The sequence below is a fragment of the Porphyrobacter sp. ULC335 genome, assembly GCF_025917005.1.
Classification (GTDB): Bacteria; Pseudomonadota; Alphaproteobacteria; order Sphingomonadales; family Sphingomonadaceae; genus Erythrobacter.
This window is the reverse complement of the sequence record NZ_CP078091.1, coordinates 778818-795644: the sequence shown is the minus strand read 5'-3', so window position 1 is coordinate 795644 and position 16827 is coordinate 778818. Positions and strand designations below refer to the sequence as shown.

General features: G+C 65.8%; 14 protein-coding genes and 1 pseudogene. 5 read left to right on the top strand and 10 right to left on the bottom strand.

The window, feature by feature from the left end:
• Positions 1 to 66: 66 nt before the first annotated feature.
• The 7 genes from KVF90_RS03890 to KVF90_RS03860 form a co-directional block, all read right to left on the bottom strand.
• Positions 67 to 876, bottom strand: coding sequence for a hypothetical protein (locus tag KVF90_RS03890; protein WP_264393541.1), 810 nt, complete (start codon positions 874 to 876; stop codon positions 67 to 69).
• Positions 877 to 953: 77 nt separating this feature from the next.
• Positions 954 to 2561: a carboxyl transferase domain-containing protein gene (locus KVF90_RS03885; RefSeq protein WP_264393540.1), complete on the bottom strand. Its 1608-nt coding sequence runs from the start codon at positions 2559 to 2561 to the stop codon at positions 954 to 956.
• Positions 2558 to 2908 (bottom strand): hypothetical protein, encoded by a 351-nt coding sequence (locus KVF90_RS03880; RefSeq protein WP_264393539.1) that lies wholly within the window; start codon positions 2906 to 2908, stop codon positions 2558 to 2560. Before KVF90_RS03880 ends, KVF90_RS03885 begins: the two co-directional genes overlap by 4 nt.
• Positions 2908 to 3159 carry a hypothetical protein gene (locus KVF90_RS17380; RefSeq protein ID WP_319641053.1) on the bottom strand — a complete coding sequence of 84 codons (252 nt, stop codon included), beginning with the start codon at positions 3157 to 3159 and terminating at the stop codon, positions 2908 to 2910. Before KVF90_RS17380 ends, KVF90_RS03880 begins: the two co-directional genes overlap by 1 nt.
• 9 nt (positions 3160 to 3168) lie before the next feature.
• Positions 3169 to 3474 carry an alkylphosphonate utilization protein gene (locus tag KVF90_RS03870; RefSeq protein WP_264393538.1) on the bottom strand — a complete coding sequence of 102 codons (306 nt, stop codon included), beginning with the start codon at positions 3472 to 3474 and terminating at the stop codon, positions 3169 to 3171.
• A gap of 37 nt (positions 3475 to 3511) precedes the next feature.
• On the bottom strand, positions 3512 to 3958 hold the full coding sequence (locus KVF90_RS03865; RefSeq protein ID WP_264393537.1) for a hypothetical protein: 447 nt from the start codon (positions 3956 to 3958) through the stop codon (positions 3512 to 3514).
• Positions 3955 to 5121, bottom strand: coding sequence for an isovaleryl-CoA dehydrogenase (locus KVF90_RS03860; protein WP_264393536.1), 1167 nt, complete (start codon positions 5119 to 5121; stop codon positions 3955 to 3957). The genes KVF90_RS03865 and KVF90_RS03860 overlap by 4 nt, the downstream gene beginning before the upstream one ends.
• A 113-nt stretch (positions 5122 to 5234) precedes the next feature.
• On the opposite strand from KVF90_RS03860, the gene KVF90_RS03855 reads away from it, so the two are divergent.
• Positions 5235 to 6041 (top strand): ATP-binding cassette domain-containing protein, encoded by an 807-nt coding sequence (locus tag KVF90_RS03855; RefSeq protein WP_264393535.1) that lies wholly within the window; start codon positions 5235 to 5237, stop codon positions 6039 to 6041.
• Positions 6041 to 7579 carry an ABC transporter permease/substrate-binding protein gene (locus tag KVF90_RS03850; RefSeq protein WP_264393534.1) on the top strand — a complete coding sequence of 513 codons (1539 nt, stop codon included), beginning with the start codon at positions 6041 to 6043 and terminating at the stop codon, positions 7577 to 7579. Before KVF90_RS03855 ends, KVF90_RS03850 begins: the two co-directional genes overlap by 1 nt.
• A gap of 120 nt (positions 7580 to 7699) precedes the next feature.
• Here the strand turns inward: KVF90_RS03850 and KVF90_RS03845 are convergent, their stop codons facing one another.
• From KVF90_RS03845 to lgt, 3 genes are read right to left on the bottom strand one after another with little or no spacing between them, the layout of a single operon-like run.
• Positions 7700 to 8110 carry a DUF2147 domain-containing protein gene (locus KVF90_RS03845; protein ID WP_264393533.1) on the bottom strand — a complete coding sequence of 137 codons (411 nt, stop codon included), beginning with the start codon at positions 8108 to 8110 and terminating at the stop codon, positions 7700 to 7702.
• Positions 8111 to 8130: 20 nt separating this feature from the next.
• A complete protein-coding gene (locus KVF90_RS17375; RefSeq protein ID WP_319641052.1) occupies positions 8131 to 10218 on the bottom strand; it encodes a class I SAM-dependent methyltransferase in 2088 nt (695 codons plus the stop codon).
• Positions 10122 to 11018: a prolipoprotein diacylglyceryl transferase gene (gene lgt / locus KVF90_RS03835; protein ID WP_264393532.1), complete on the bottom strand. Its 897-nt coding sequence runs from the start codon at positions 11016 to 11018 to the stop codon at positions 10122 to 10124. The genes KVF90_RS17375 and lgt overlap by 97 nt, the downstream gene beginning before the upstream one ends.
• Before the next feature lie 194 nt (positions 11019 to 11212).
• Between lgt and KVF90_RS03830 the strand changes: the two genes are divergently transcribed.
• The 3 genes and pseudogenes from KVF90_RS03830 to KVF90_RS03820 all read left to right on the top strand — a co-directional run.
• Positions 11213 to 12928, top strand: a complete 1716-nt coding sequence (locus KVF90_RS03830) for a class I adenylate-forming enzyme family protein (RefSeq protein WP_264393531.1) — start codon at positions 11213 to 11215, stop codon at positions 12926 to 12928.
• 7 nt (positions 12929 to 12935) lie between these two features.
• Positions 12936 to 15695, top strand: a complete 2760-nt coding sequence (locus KVF90_RS03825; RefSeq protein WP_264393530.1) for a [protein-PII] uridylyltransferase — start codon at positions 12936 to 12938, stop codon at positions 15693 to 15695.
• Positions 15696 to 15810: 115 nt separating this feature from the next.
• Positions 15811 to 16275 (top strand): annotated as a pseudogene (locus KVF90_RS03820) (TonB-dependent receptor plug domain-containing protein); the annotation flags it as partial.
• Positions 16276 to 16827: the final 552 nt, after the last annotated feature.

Sequence of the window (16827 nt, the reverse complement as noted above, 5' to 3'; positions counted from 1 at the left end):
TCGCCCTTGTGGCTTAACTTTGGTTAGGTACGCAAGGGGGGCGACGAGGGTTTCAGCCCCTCGTTTTCACTGGCCGATAGGTGGCGGCGCTGCGCCCGCCGGACAAGCGAACCGTTGCGCCATCGCAGGGAGCAGGGTCATCACCGGCGGCTCTTCCCATTTGGTGCCGGCGGCCTGCACATATTCGGAGATCTGATCGACAAATTCGAGCTGGTTTTCGGCCAGATATTCGCCCTCGACCAGCAGGCTCTGGGTGTTGCAGGCAATGCCTTCGTCGGTGAGTGCCTGGAGGCCTTCGAAGGTCAGTCCCGCAAATTCGCTCGCGGCGTTCAATTCGGCCTCGTCCGGTTCCCAAGGCATCAGCACGACGGTCTTGATGAGCCCGCCGCGCCCGCCCATCAGGCTGTCGTGGTTGCGTGCCTTGTCATAGGCGGCGGCGCGCTGGAGAATGCCCGCCTTGGTCTCCAGCGGCTTGTCGACGGCAAGGTCATTGTAGAGGAACAGGCCGACATAAATCAGCCCGAGCACAGCAAGGATGGCGAGCCCGCCATAACGCTTGGCCATCCGCATCGCCGGTTTCATCGCCGACAGCTCCTGAAGCCGCCCGATCAGGTCCTCGGCAACGAAGCTGGCGATGTCGGCCCAGCCGGGATTGTCCTCGGCATAGACTTCAAGATCCTCGCCGATGCGCAGGTAGACCAGTTCAAGATCCGGCTTTTCCGAAAGGATCGCATAGGCCACCCGGTCACGCTCGGCAGCGTAGCGCGCATTGGCCGCGTTGAGCTCCTTCTGGGCCTCGACACCCTGAAAACCGCCGTCGTGACCAAGCTCCGTCGCCAGCGCAATCAATGCGCTATAATCCCTGTCGAATCCCATGAAATGCGCCCCCTGAAGATCAGGGGGCGAGCTTATGGCGACGGTGAGACGGGCTCAAGCGGAATTGTGGTGCGCCATCACATCCGGAACACGCCAAACGCAGGCCGCTCGGCAATCGGCGCTTCGAGGCACGCGGCGAAGGCGAGGCCGAGGACATCGCGGGTCTGCACCGGATCGACCACGCCGTCGTCCCACAACCGGGCGGTGGCGTAGTAGGGGTTGCCTTCGTCCTCGTATTTCTGGCGAATGGGCTGCTTGAAGGCCTCGGTCGCGGCTTCGTCCCAGCTCTCGGCATCGCGGTGGACTGTCGCCAGCACCGAAGCGGCCTGCTCCCCGCCCATCACGCTGATGCGCGCATTGGGCCAGGTGAACATGAAGCGGGGCGAATAGGCGCGTCCGCACATCCCGTAATTGCCCGCGCCGAAGCTGCCGCCGATCACCACGGTGACCTTGGGAACGGTGGCGGTGGCGACCGCCGTCACCAGCTTCGCGCCATGCTTGGCGATGCCCTCGGCCTCGTATTTCCCGCCGACCATGAAGCCCGAGATGTTCTGGAGGAACAGCAACGGAATGCGGCGCTGGCAAGCGAGTTCGATGAAATGCGCGCCCTTCTGTGCGCTTTCGCTGAACAGCACGCCGTTATTGGCGAGGATCGCCACCGGCATCCCCCAGATATGCGCAAAGCCGCACACCAGCGTAGAACCGTAATGCGCCTTGAACTCGTGGAACTCCGAGCCGTCGACCAGCCGCGCGATCACCTCCTTCACATCATAGGGCGCGCGCACATCCTCGGGGATGAGGGCGTAGAGATCATCGGCATCGAACTTTGGCGGGCGCGGGTCCTTCAGCGCCACGTCTGCCGCCGCGCCTGTGTTAGCGCCGAGGTGGCTGACGATATCGCGCACGATGGTCAGGGCGTGCTCGTCATTCTCGGCAAGGTGGTCGACCACACCGGACTTCTTGGCGTGCAAGTCACCGCCACCCAAGTCCTCGGCGGTGATTTCCTCCCCCGTCGCGGCCTTCACCAGCGGCGGGCCGGCGAGGAAGATCGTGCCCTGATTGCGGACAATCACGCTCTCGTCCGACATGGCGGGCACATAAGCGCCCCCTGCGGTGCAGCTTCCCATGACGCAAGCGATCTGCGGGATGCCGAGCGCCGACATATTGGCCTGATTGAAGAAGATGCGGCCGAAATGGTCACGATCCGGGAAGACCTCGGCCTGATGCGGCAGGTTCGCGCCCCCGCTGTCGACGAGGTAGATGCAGGGCAGGCGGTTCTCCTGCGCGATTTCCTGCGCGCGCAGGTGCTTCTTGACCGTCATCGGGTAGTAAGTGCCGCCCTTCACGGTCGCATCATTGCACACGATCATGCACTGGCGACCAGAGACGCGCCCCACGCCGCAGATGATCGAGGCGCCGTTGACGTCGCCCTCGTACATCCCGTTCGCCGCAAGCTGGCCGATTTCAAGGAAGGGCGAACCCGGATCAAGCAGCCGCTCGACGCGCTCACGGGGGAGTAGCTTGCCGCGGGAGACATGCCGCTCGCGGTGCTTCTCCGGCCCGCCCAGCGCGGCCTCGGCGACAGCGGCGCGGAGTTGCTGCGCGAGCGCGTGGTTGTGCGCAAACCGCGCCTTGGCCTCGGGGCTTTCGCGGTCGAGTTTGGTGGTGAGGGTGGGGGCGGTCATCCCAGAGTGCCTGCCCAGCCTGTGAACCCGGCAAGGGTCAGGGTCGGCCAGCCGACGTGCTTGCCCCGCGTCGAAAGCAGGGAGACCAGCCCGATAACGAGCCAGACCGACGCGACCAGCGCCTTGAGCCAGTGGTCAGTGTCAGGCCAGATCATCACAGCGGCGGTCAGCACCATGTAGGCGCTCGTCAAGTGCCAGGCCCCGCGCAGCACCTTGCGCGATTGGGCATTGGCGAAAATGCCCTGCTGGCCGGCCAATGCCGGACCGACCAATCGCCTCTCTCCGGCCACCGAATGAATGATCGCGGTAAGCGTCATCATCAGCGCCGATATATAAAACCACTGCATTACCCTGCTCCCATCAATTCGTGCCCGATCAGCATGCGGCGGAATTGGAGTGTGTCCGCGCCGATGTCGAGCGGCCTGGCATCGTGCTTACTGCGTGCGACCCACCAGTCAGCGAAGTAGCCCGCCTTGCCCAGCGCAGCCTCACCGACGGCGGCGCGCAGCTGCTGCGCGAGCGCGTGGTTGTGCGCAAACCGCGCCTTGGCCTCGGGGCTTTCGCGGTCGAGTTTGGTGGTGAGGGTGGGGGCGGTCATATGTCGTCCTTAGCGTTTCCGCACAAATTCGGCCCGCAGCACGAGGCCCTTGATGCCTGGGTATTTGCAGTCGATCTCCTGCGCGTCGCCGGTCAGGCGGATCGACTTGATCAGCGTGCCCTGCTTGAGCGTCTGCCCCGCGCCCTTGACCTCGAGGTCCTTGATCAGCGTCACCGCATCGCCATCAGCGAGCCGATTGCCGACCGCGTCGCGCACCTCGACCACGTCCTCCGCCGCCTGCTTAGCCGCGAGCTCGGACGCAGCCATCCACTCGCCGCTCGCCTCGTCATAGACGTAGTCTTCGTCGGTGCTCATTGGGGGTTACTCCGCTTCGAGATGCGGGCGGGGGCGGTCATGTCAGTGACGTCCTCATATATTCCCAGGATTTGGCTGTCCCAACCGCGAAGGTCAGACCCATTATTCCGACGATGGCCGACGTAATCGCCATGAAGGTGAAGCCCAGTTCCGGTCCCCAGGTTGCCGGGAAGGCCACCATGCTTGCGCGCGCCAGCAGCACGATCGCAATCGCGACGAGACCGGTTCGCAGGAGCGGTAGCCTGCGGACAATACCCGCTCCGGATAGCGCATAAAGGCCCCACCCAGCGAGGATGATCGCGATGACTGCGGTGATGATCGCTGGCGTCCGCGAACCTGCCTCGTCGAGCCGCGCCATCCTCTCACCAGCGCCGAAAAAGCGATACCAGTCACCTCCCCCGACTATGCAGGCGAGGTGCAGAAGGGAGGCGACAAAACTCATCGCAGCAGCAGCGACCAGCCAGCTCCGGCCTGCCGGTCTCATCCAGCCGCTCCAATCAATTCGCGCCCGATCAGCATCCGCCTGATCTCGTTGGTCCCCGCGCCGATGTCGAGCAGCTTGGCGTCGCGCATGTAGCGTTCGACCGGCCAGTCGGTGGTGTAGCCAGCGCCGCCCAGCGCCTGCACGCTCTCAGCGGCGACCTTGAAGGCATTCTCGCTCGCGAGCAAAATCACCCCCGCCGCATCGAAGCGCGTCGTCTGACCGGCATCGCACGCTTTCGCGACCGCATAGGTGTAGGCGCGGGCCGATTGCAGCGCGACATACATGTCGGCGACCTTGGCCTGCATCAGCTGGAACGAGCCAATCGGTTTGCCGAACTGCTTACGCTCCCGAAGATACGGGATCACCGTATCGAGGCACGCCTGCATGATGCCAAGCTGCAACCCGGCCAGCACCACGCGCTCGTAATCCAGCCCGCTCATCAGAACGCCGACGCCGCCGTTGAGCGGCCCCATGATGCGGTCTTCGGGCACGAAGCAGTCACTGAACACCAGCTCGGCGGTGGGGGAGCCTTTCATGCCGACCTTGCTGATCTTCTGGCCGATGGAAAAGCCCTCGTCTCCCTTCTCTATCAGGAAAGCGGTGATGCCGCGCGATCCGGCGTGGCCATCGGTCTTGGCATAGACCACCAGCGTATCGGCCTCGGGCGCATTGGTGATCCAGAACTTGGTGCCGTTGAGGACGTATCCGCCCTGAACCGCGTCAGCCTTGAGCTTCATCGACACCACGTCCGACCCCGCGCCCGCTTCGCTCATGGCGAGGCTGCCGACATGCTCGCCCGAGATCAGTTTCGGCAAATACTTCGCCTTCTGATCGTCATCCCCCCAGCGGCGGATCTGGTTGAGGCAGAGGTTGGAATGCGCGCCGTAGCTGAGGCCGACGCTGGCGCTGGCCCGCGACACTTCCTCGACCGCGATCACGTGTTCGAGGTAGCCGAGCCCCAGCCCGCCCCATTCTTCTTCCACCGTAATGCCATGCAGGCCAAGCGCGCCCATCGGCTCCCACAACTCGCGCGGGAAGCGGTCCTCGCGGTCGGTGCGTTCCGCCAGCGGTGCGATCTGCTCATCGGCAAAGCGCGCCGTGGTGTCACGGATCATCTCGGCGGCCTCGCCAAGGTGGAAGTCGAAATCGGGGGTCGCGCGCATTTTATGTCCTGCGGGTGTAATGATTGTTCAGAGCACCCGCATAGCAAGCGATCATGCAAACGCCAATCGGGGACGCTGGCGTACGGCGCCTAACCTCGCTAATCATGCCGCCAATGCTTGACCCATCACCCCTGCTCCGCTTCGACGGGGTGATCTGCCGCTTCGGCGAGGTCACGGCGGTTGGGGCATTGGGGGCCGGCGTATCCTGCGAGATCGCTTCGGGCAGCTTCGTGGCGCTGGTCGGCGCGTCGGGATCGGGCAAGTCCACGCTGCTCAAGACGGTCAACACGCTGGTCGAACCAACCGAGGGCCGCGTGCTGTTCGGCGGCGAGGATGTCAGCACGCTCAAACCCGCCCGTCTGCGCCGCCGGGTCGGCTATGTTTTCCAGAGCATCGGGCTGTTCCCGCATTTCTCCGTGGCCGAGAACATCACCATCGGCCCGCGCCTTGCCGGGGAAAAGCTGCCGCCCGACCGCATTGCCGAACTGCTGGCGCTGGTCGAACTCGACCCCGCCTTCGCCAGGCGGATGCCGGACGAGCTTTCAGGCGGGCAGCGCCAGCGGGTCGGTGTCGCACGCGCGCTGGCGGGCGGGCCGGAGCTACTGCTGATGGACGAGCCCTTCGGCGCGCTCGATCCCGTCACCCGCGACGCGTTGGGCCGCAAGGTGCGCGAACTGCATGAACGCCTTGGCCTGACCACGGTGATGGTCACGCACGACATGGCCGAAGCGCTGCTGCTGGCGGACCGGGTGCTGGTGATGGACAAGGGCGCGCTGGCCGCGGACGAGACCCCGCGCGCCTTGCTGGCCGGTGCAGGCGGCACGGTGGCGCAGCGGCTGGTCAGCGTGCCGCGCGACCAGGCCGAGCGGCTGGCGGCGTTGGAAGGCCTTGGGGAGGGCCTTGGGGAAGGTCGCGGCTGATGGGCGATATCTGGGACCTCCTTCCCGGCCTTGCCGACAAGCTTGCCGCGCACGTCGTGCTCTCGGCCAGCGCCATCGGCCTCGCCATGCTGATCGCCCTGCCGATGGCTGTGTGGGCGAGCCGTTCACCTGTGGTCTCGCGCCTTGCGTTGAGCTTGGCGAGCCTTGTCCAGACGATCCCCGCCCTCGCGCTGCTCGCGCTGTTCTTCCCGCTGCTGCTGAGCCTTCGTACGGTGTTCGGCGAGGGGCTGCCGACGCTGGGCTTCCTGCCCGCGCTGATGGCGCTGACGCTTTATGCGCTGCTGCCGATCCTGCGCAATGCCGTGACCGCACAGGCCAATCTCGATGAAGGCGTGCTCGAAGCCGCCGACGGCGTGGGCATGACCAAATGGCAGAAGCTGGTGCTGGTCGAAGCGCCGCTGTCCGCGCCCTTCATCATGGCGGGCATCCGCACCGCGAGCGTCTGGACGATCGGCGCGGCGACGCTCGCCACTACCATCGGCCAGCCGAGCCTTGGCGATCCGATCTTTGCCGGGCTGCAAACACAGAACTGGGCGCTGGTGCTGGCGGGGTGCGTTGCCAGCGCGGGGCTGGCGCTAGCGGCGGATAACCTGTTGTGGGTGATCGAAGTCGGCCTTGCCCGCCGCAGCCGCGCCATGACCTTCGGCGGGATCGCGGTGGTGGCCCTCGGCATTCTCGCCGCGCTCTGGGCGCAGGGTTCGGGCAGCGACGAGCGGCGCATCATCATCGCCTCGAAATCCTTCTCCGAACAATACATCCTCGCCCAGCTGATCGGCGCGCGGCTTGAGGCGGCGGGTTATGCGGTCGAATATCGCGACGGGCTGGGGAGCGCGGTGGTGCACTCGGCGGTCGCCAGTTCCAGTATCGACATCTCGGTCGATTACACCGGCACGATCTGGACCAATTACCTCAAGCGTGATGACAACCCGGGGCGCGAGGCAATGTATGCCACGATCCGCGACTGGGAAGCGCGCACCAATGGCGTGAAGGTGCTCGGACGGCTGGGCTTCGAGAACGCCTATGCCTTCGCCATGCGCGGCGACCGGGCCAAGGCGCTGGGCGTCACCAGCCTCGCCGACCTCACCGGCAAGGCGGGCGAGCTCACCGTCGGCGGGGACCCCGAATTCTTCGAGCGGCCGGAATGGATTGCGGTGCGCGATGCCTATGGCCTGCGCTTCGGCAAGAGCCGCAATTTCGCGCCGACCTTCATGTACAACGCGCTGCAATCAGGCGAGGCGGACGTGATCAGCGCCTATACCTCGGACGGGCGGATCGCGGCGGACAAGTTGGTGGTCTTGGCCGACCCGGAGGGCGCCTTGCCGAGCTATGACGCGATGCTGATGCTGTCCCCCCGCATTGCCGGAGACAAGGGCGTGATCGCCGCGCTCCAGCCGCTGATCGGCGCCATCAGCGTCGAAGCGATGCGCGAAGCGAACTTCGCCGTGGACCGCGAAGGCGCAGGCAAGCTGACGCCGAAACAGGCGGCCGAGGCGTTGGCGAAGCAGGCGGGATTGTAGCCCTCGATTTCGGGCGCTGCATCGGTCGCAAAGCGACCGCAAGCGCGACCGCGCGCCCGCAGCGACGCGGCCGTCAGGCCGAGTGAGCGAGGAAACGGCACGCCGGAGGGCGTGCCACAGTCAAGACGCCCGCTTCCACACCTGCGTCTGGCAGATCGGGCCGAAGCAGCCCTTCACTTCAAGCGAGCCATCGCCCTTGCCGCGCACTTCGGATGTGTAGGTGCGCCCGCTCTTGGGGTCATAGACCTGCCCGCGCCACACGCCGTCATCCTCGGTCAGCCCGTAAAGGATCGCAGTGCCGATCAGCTTGCGGCCCCGCTTGGCAGGATCGGAATTGTTGACATCGCGCTGGTCCTTGCCGCCGGGGGGCAGGATCAGGAACTTCTCGATCCGCCCGCACAAGGACTTGCCGCATTTGGCAATCGCGACGACCGCGTCCTTTTCGCCGGTGACCCAGCGGCCCGTAATCGGGCTTGCCGCCAGAACCGGCGCTGCCAGCGCGAGGCCCATTCCCGCAACGATCATCCGCATTCTTGTTATCATCGCAGCCCTCAATCAAATCCCGCGCCGAACGGCCAGCGCCGTCCGCACATGCCGAGCACCTTGAACAGCATGCCCATCTCGCTTTCCTTCACCAGCCGGTCGCGCTGACGCTGGAATTTGTCCTTCTGGTACGGCGCGCGGCGACGGAGCATTTCCATGCGGGCGTCGATCCCCATCTGGATCAGCCATTCGCCCTGATACTGCAAGCCCATCACGTCCGCGCCGCTTTCTTCCGCGACATGCTTCAGCAGTTCGAAATCGACATGCGCGGTCAGGTCCGCCTCGCCGGGGTGGGCGAAAACATCGACCTTCTGGTGGGACTTCAGTGCCTGCAAGGTCGATCCCGAACGCAGCTCCTCGTGACCATAATCGATGATCAGCGCTGCCCCGCCCTGTTCCTTCAGGCGACGCGCAATCTCGGCCATCAGCGCGACCGACGCCGGGCTGGTTTCGATCAGGGTCCCCTGCGAGGCCGTGACCCAGCTGGGCGGGACCAGGTGATCCATCCGCTCCTTGCCCGTCACGAAGGTGAACGCGTCGTCTTCCAGCCCCACCATCCGCGCATACCACCCGTCAGTCGAGCGGATGAGGTGCTGCACCGGCAGGGCATCGAAGAACTCGTTGGCGACGATCAGCAGCGGCGCATCATCGGGCAGGGTCGAGATATCGTGGTGGTGGATGCAATCGGGGAAGGCCTCGCGCTGGATCGCGCGCAGGGTGGCCGAGGTTTCGACGAAGTGGACCTTGGGTGTCATGCCCTGCTGCGCCGCCGCATTGAGCGCGTCCTTGGCCAGAGTGCCGCGCCCCGGCCCCAATTCGACGTAGTGGATATGCTTGCGCCGCGTCATGCGCGACCACAGATCGGCGAGCCACACCCCGATCAACTCGCCGAACACCTGCGTGATTTCGGGCGCGGTGATGAAATCGCCCTGTTCGCCCAGAGGATCGCGGCTGGCATAATAGCGTGCGTTGCTCTCCCCCATGAACTGCGCGACGCTGATCGGGCCGGTCTCGCGGATCAGGCGCTTGAGCACGGCGGGCACGTCAACCGTTGCGCGGGCAAGCATCTCGGCTTCGAGCCGGGCTTGTTCGGCCGCAGCGGCTTCTTCGGCCTCGCGGCGGGCCTGTTCTTCGGCAGCGATGCGCGCGGCTTCGGCTGCTTGGGCGGCGGCGGCTTCGGCAGCGATCCGTGCGGCCTCGGCGGCAGCAGCTTCCTCGGCTTCGCGGCGAGCCTTTTCCTCGGCGGCGATGCGCGCGGCCTCGATGGCGGCGAGGCGGGCGGCTTCTTCGGCTTCAGCCTTCGCCTTGGCCTCGGCTTCGGCGCGGGCTTTGGCTTCCGCGGCGAGACGGGCCTTTTCCTCCGCTTCGGCCTTGGCCTTGGCTTCGGCTTCTGCCTTGGCGCGGGCCTTGGCCTCCGCCTTGGCGCGCGCTTCGGCTTCCTTTTTCAGCCGCGCCTCTTCTTCGGCCCTCGCCTTGGCTTCGGCTTCAGCCTTGGCGCGGGCTTCGGCAGCGCGGCGGGCTGCGGCTTCGGCGGCGGCGCGTTCTGCCGCTTCGGCGGCTTCGGCTTCGCGGCGGGCGCGTTCCTCCGCCTCGGCGCGGGCTTTGGCCTCGGCTTCGGCACGGGCCTTGGCGTCCTTGCGCGCCTGCGCTTCGGCAGCCGCCTTCGCGCGGGCTTCGGCTTCGGCGCGGGCGCGCGCTTCAACCTCGGCGAGCTTGCGGGCGCGCGCTTCGGCGGCGAGTTTTTCGCGGGCTTCGCGTTCGGCGGCGGCGCGGGCCTCGGCCTCCGCCTTTTCGCGCACGCGGGCCTCCTTGGCGAGGCGGGCGCGTTCCTCCGCTTCGGCCTTGACGCGGGCAAGCGCCTCGGCCTTTTCGCGCGCGGCCGCCTCGGCGCGGGCCCTTGCCTGCGCGCGGGCGTCGACCTTCGGCTCGGGGGCCGGCGGTGCGTCTTCTTGCGGATCAATCAGCCTGAGCGCGCTGCGCCAGACTTTTGCGCCATCCTTCAGGCTGGCGCTGTCGTCCCCGCCGCCAGCGGCTTCTTCCGCAGCGCGTAGATCACGACAATCAATCCAGTCAGGATAAGCGGTATTGTTAGCCATTGCCCCATCGATAGCCCTGTTCGCACCACCAAGTCAGCCAGTTGTTGATCCGGCTGGCGGAAAAATTCGTTTACAAAGCGCGAGACCCCCATGCCGGTGGTAAACACGCCCGCCAGCAAGCCCGGGCGATAGCGCGCGCGCGTGAACCAGAACAGCGCCAGCATGATGACGAGCATCGCCAGCCCTTCGAGCCCGGCCTGATACAGCTGGCTGGGGTGGCGGGGCAGATCGTCCGCTCCGGGGAAGACCATCGCCCATGGCACATCGGTGACGCGGCCCCACAGCTCGCCATTGACGAAGTTCGCCAGCCGGCCGAGCAGCATCCCCATCGGCACGCCGACGCACACATAATCGACCACGCGGATGAAGTTCAGCTTGTCGCGCCAGGCAACCCACGCCATCGCCGCCGTCACCCCCAACAGCCCGCCGTGGAAGCTCATTCCCCCGTCCCACATCCGCAGCAGCTTCCACGAGACGAACCCATCGCCCGAGAAATCGGTGAAAGCGCTGGGGATGCCGGTGTCGCCGCCGGTGTAGAACAGCGCGTAACCCAGCCGCCCGCCGAAAATCACGCCCAGCGTGCAATAGAAGAACAGATCGTCGGCATGGCGCTGCGCCATCGGCGCGCCGGGCTGCTTGAGCATGAGCGACGTGTGCCAATAGGCGAAGATCACGCCCAAGAGGTAGGCCAGCGAGTAAAACCGCAGGGTGAAGAACCCCAGCTCGATCCCCGGCTTTAGTCCCAGATCGGTCCAGTAGATCGGATCGGCGGGGATGCTTGCGGCAAGTAGTGACAGCACGAAGCGAACCTCTTATTGACAATGATATGCCGTATCGGCGGGCCCGAACGGCCCCGGTCGCGCTGGCGCTTCTGGCACAGCATCCGGGGCAGGGGAAGGGGCACGGGCCAGCCTAGGCGGTAATGGGACAGGCAATTCGGGACGGGTCGCACCCGGCCAGAGGGCCGCAACAACTAGAGAGAGGAAATCACCGCATGCCCACCCAGCTGGACAATGCGCTCGAAGCGATCATCACCGGCCTAACCGCCGAGGGTATGCCCTTCGCCACCGTGCCCTTTACCCGTGACGGCGTGACAATGCCCGCCTTTGCCGGCGCGCCGCCGACGCTCGCGCATTATTTCGCCCATTTCGCCAACCAGAACAAGGACATCCCGTTCCTCGTCGATGGCGATATCCGGCTGACCTTCGGCGAGGCTTACGCCGCCGCCACCTGCGTTGCCGAGGGGCTGGTGCAGACCCACGGCATCCAGAAGGGCGACCGTATCGGTCTGGCCGCGCGCAATTCGGCCAACTGGATGATCGCCTATATGGGCATCCTGATGGCGGGCGGCTGCGCCACGCTGCTCAACGGATTCTCCTCCGGCGATGAATTGGCCTACGGGCTTGATCTTGCCGAAGCCAAGCTGCTGCTGGCCGATGATGGCCGCGCCGCGCGGCTGGATGGCCATGCCCACCCGGCCAAGATCGTGCTGTTCAGCCACGGCAATGCGCCGTCCGAAGGCCTCGCCAACACCTGGGCGCTGCCGCAGGGCACCAGCGCGGCGATGGCGATGCTGGGCCAGCTGGGCCCGGACGATATCGCCACCATCCTCTACACCTCGGGTTCGACCGGCAAATCGAAGGGCGCGTGGTCCGATCATCGCGGCGTCGTCAACGCCGTGATGAATTATGTCGCCCAAAGCGCGATGGCCAAGGTGCATATCGAAAGCCAGGAAGGCCCGATGACCACGCAGCCCTGCGCGCTGGTCGCCGTGCCGCTGTTCCACGTGACGGGCGAAGTGCCGCTGTTCCTGCAAAGCTTCGCCATCGCGCGCAAGCTGGTGTTGATGCCCAAGTGGGACGCGGGCCTCGCGATCCGGCTGATGGCGGAGGAGCAGGTCTCCTATTTCGTCGGCGTGCCGCTGATGAGCTACGAAATCGCCAACCACCCTGACCGCGAGAAGTACGACCTGTCGGCCTGCAAGAGCTTCGCCGCAGGCGGCGCGCCGCGTCCGGTGGAGCACGTCACCCGCATCAAGGAGGCCTTCCCCGGCAGCTTCCCGCTGTTGGGCTACGGCCTGACCGAGACCAACGCGGTCGGTTGCGGCAATTTCAACGAGAATTACCTCGCCAAGCCCGGCTCCACCGGCCGTGCGAGCAAGCCGATAGTCGATCTCGCCATTCTCGACGATCTCGGCAACGCGCTGCCGCAGGGTCAGGTGGGCGAGGTCTGCATCCGCAGCGTCGCCAATTTCCGTGGCTACTGGAAGAACGAGGAAGCGACCAAGGCCGCCTTCACCGACAATGGCTTCTTCCGCACCGGTGACCTCGGCTATCTGGACGCGGACGAGTATCTGTTCATCGTCGACCGCAAGAAGGACATCATCATCCGCGGCGGCGAGAACATCTCCTGCATCGAGGTCGAGGACGCGATCTATGCCCATGACGAAGTGGGCGAATGTTCGGTCTTCGGCCTGCCTGACGAGCGGTTTGGCGAAGTGCCGGCAGCGGTCTACCGCATGAAGGAAGGCCACGCCGTCATCACACCGGCCGAACTGCGTGCCTTTCTGCTGGAGCGGATCGCGCCCTTCAAGGTGCCGCTCGAACACCAGATCTGGCTGGTCGAGGACGCTCTGCCGCGGCTCGGTACGCAGAAGATCGACAAGCGCGCGGTCAAGGCACACTACCTCGCGGAAACTGTCGCCGCGTGAGCGGAACGTGAGCCCTCGCCGCGTCCCCGGGCAGCGCGCGATCATCGACCGGCGCGCGCTGGCCGAAGAAATCGCCGCGCTGCACGAGGCGGGCGGAGCCAAGGCCCGCCCTGCCATCGTCGCTGCGCTGCGCATGGCCTTCGACGAGGGGCGCAAGGAACTCGCCCGCCGTCTGGAAGAAACCCCCTCGGCCGGACACGAGGTCACCGCCGGCTTCAGCTTCCTGATGGACCAGCTGCTGCGGGTGATCCACGATCACGTCACCACGCATCTTTACCCCGCCGCCAATCGCACGCAGGCCGAACGGCTCGCGATCCTTGCCGTGGGCGGTTACGGACGCGCCGAGATGGCGCCCCATTCGGACGTCGACGTCGCCTTCATCACCCCGAACAAGCGCGCACCGTGGTGCGAGCAGGTGATCGAGACGATGCTCTACCTGCTGTGGGATCTGGGCCTCAAGGTCGGCCATTCCAGCCGCACCGTGTCCGACACGATCCGCATGGCGAAGGAAGACCTGACGATCCGCACCGCCTTGCTGGAAAGCCGGTTGGTGTGGGGCGAACAGGCGCTTTACGAAGAGCTGCGCGCACGCTTCTGGAGCGATGTCGTCAAGGGCAGCGAACGGCAGTTCCTCACCCTCAAGCTCGCCGAACGCGATGCGCGGCACAAGCGCATGGGCGACAGCCGCTACGTGGTCGAACCCAACATCAAGGAGGGCAAGGGCGGCCTGCGCGATCTCCAGACGCTGTACTGGATCGGCAAGTATGTCCACCGCGTCGATAGCGGCGCGCAGCTGGTCGATGTGGGGCTGCTGACCGCGTCGGAATATCGCAGCTTCCGCCGCGCCGAGGGCTTTCTGCTGGCGGCGCGCTGCCACATGCATCTCATCACCGACCGTGCCGAGGACCGGCTGACCTTCGATCTCCAGCGGCAGGTGGCCGAACGCATGATGTTCGCCGACCGCCCCGGCAAGAGCGCGGTCGAACGGTTCATGCAATACTACTTCCTGCAGGTGAAGCGGGTGGGCAGCCTGACCGGCGTGTTCCTTTCGCACCTTGACGAGGAAATGGCCAAGAAGCGCCCGCGCACCGGCTTCTTCGCCGGTTGGACCCAGCGTCCCCGGATGTTCAAGGGCTATTCGGTCGAGGCCGGACGGCTGCGCGCACCGGGAGACGACTGGTTCCGGCAAGACCCGGTTCGCCTGATCGAAGTGTTCCAGCTGGCCGAGGCCGAGGGGCTGGAAGTTCACCCCGAAACCATGCGGCAGGTGGGCCGTGATGCCAAACTGATCGATGGCAAGCTGCGCCGCGACAAGCGCGCCAATGCGATGTTCCTTGATCTGCTATCGGGACGCAAAGACCCCGAAACCGCGCTGCGCTGGATGAACGAGGCGGGCGTGTTCGGCCGCTTCGTGCCGGACTTTGGCCGGGTCAACGCGCAGATGCAGTTCGACATGTACCACCATTACACGGTGGACGAACACACCATCCGCGCCATCGGCCTGCTGAGCCAGATCGAGCGCGGGTTGCTGTCCGCCGATCACCCGCGCGCCACCCGTGAATTTCCCAAGCTGGCCTCGCGCCGCGCGCTCTATGTCGCGGTGCTGCTTCACGATATCGCCAAGGGGCGCGGCGGCGACCACTCCGAACTGGGCGCCGTTGTCGCGCACCAGCTATGCCCGCGCTTCGGGCTGGACGAGAAGGAGACCGATCTGGTCGCCTGGCTGGTGCTGCAACACCTGCTGATGAGCCGCACCGCGCAGAAGCGCGATCTGACCGATCCCAAGACAATCGAGGATTTCGTGGTCGAGGTGCAGAGCCTGGAACGCCTGCGCAACCTCGCGATCCTCACCGCAGTCGATATCCGCGCAGTCGGGCCGGGCACGTGGAACAGCTGGAAGGCGCAGCTGCTCGGCGAGCTGTTCGACGCCGCGCAGGAACGCCTGCGGCTGGGGCACAAGGGCAATGGACGCAAGGCGCGGGTCACGGCCAAGAAGGACGCGGTACAGCGGTTGCTGGGCGATCAGGATCACCTCGTCGACAGTATCGGCGCGCTGCTGGGCGATGCCTATTGGATTGCCGAGCCTGAAGACATCATCGCCGGAAACCTCGCCCAGTATGACGCCGCGCAAGCCGCTGGCGAGCCGCTCTCGATCGCCTGCGAAGTCGACGAGACGCGCGGCGCGACGCGGGTTAGCGTGATCGCCGCCGACCACCCCGGCCTGTTCTATCGCATGGCGGGCGGCATCCACCTTGCGGGTGCGAACATCATCGACGCGCGCATCCACACCGCGCGCAGCGGCTATGCGGTCGACAACTTCCTGGTGCAGGACCACAACGCCCAGCCGTTCCGCGAGGCGGCGCAGATGGCGCGCATCGAGAAAGGCATCCGCGACGCGCTGCTCGCGAAGGTCGAACTGGTGCCCAAGCTCGCCGCGCGCCCGCTGGCGCATTCGCGTGCCAAGGCCTTCGACGTCGCGCCCCGCGTCGGCTTCGACAATGACGCATCGAACCACTTCACCGTGATCGAAGTGACCGCGCGTGATCGGCCCGCGCTGCTCAACCGGCTGGCGCACGCGCTCTACAAGGCCAACCTGATCGTCCATTCGGCGCATATCACCGCCTATGGCGAGGCGGCTGCGGACACATTTTACGTGACCGATCTGACCTCCGCGAAGATCAAGACGCCCGAGCGTCTCGCCGAAATCGAGGCCGCGCTGCTGGCCGCCGCGAGCGACCAGCGCCAGCAGCAGCTCGAGAAGGCCTGACCGCAAATCCCTGAAGATAGGGGCTAACGAAGGTATCGCCGGGGCGTCCGAGATAGGTTGCAATCTTGAAACGTATTGGTAATGGAGCGGCCCTCAACTCAGGGAGAGTTACATCATGACATCCACCCATTCGCTGTCGGGCCGCGTGCGGCTCGGCAAGCTGGCGCTGCTCCTCTCGACCGCAGCGCTCACCCCGGTAGCCGCCCATGCGCAGGACGCCGAAGCCCCCGCGCAGGACGAAGAGACCAGCGCGCTCGACGGCATCAACGAGATCCTCGTCACCGGCACCAAGACCAAGGACGCCGAGAACGTGCAGGACGTGCCGCTGGCCGTGACCGCGTTCAACGCCGGCACGCTGGAAGCCTACAAGATCCGCGACATCTCGGGCCTGTCCTTCCAGGCACCGACCGTCAGCCTCGACCAGGTCGGCACCAGCCGCGGCACCGCCAACTTCACCGTGCGCGGCCTCGGCATCAACTCGTCGATCCCCTCGATCGATCCGACCGTGGGCGTGTTCGTCGACGGCGTGTACCTCGGCATCAATGGCGGCGTGGTGTTCGACCTGTTCGACCTCGACTCCGTCGAAATCCTGCGCGGCCCGCAGGGCGTGCTGTTCGGTCGTAACGTGACCGGCGGCGCGGTGGTGATCAACACCGGCAACCCCACCGAAGACTTCCGCGGCAAGTTCCGCGCGGCAGTCGACGGCCCGGTCGATGGCGGCCGCGGCGGCGCCAACTACACCGTCAGCGGTGTGCTGTCGGGTCCGATCGTCGAAGACGTGCTGCTGTTCAAGGTCGGCGCCTATTACAACAAGGACGAAGGCTATTTCCGCAACCTCGCCCCGACGCAGGTTCCAGCGCTGGCGAACCTGCCGCGCAATCAGGGCGCGGCGGAAACCAAGATCTTCCGCGGCGCGCTCGAAGCGCGTCTCGGCGGGCTGACCCTGCTCGGCAAGCTCGACTACTTCGAGAGCGATGGTGACGGTCCGGCGGCCCAGAACCGCGGCTTCTTCGACCGTGAAAGCTTCGACCTGTCGATCGACGAGCCGGGCTTCTACGCCAACGAAATCTGGACCGGGTCGCTTACTGCGACGCTCGACATTGGTGCCGGTACGCTGACCAACGTGTTCGGC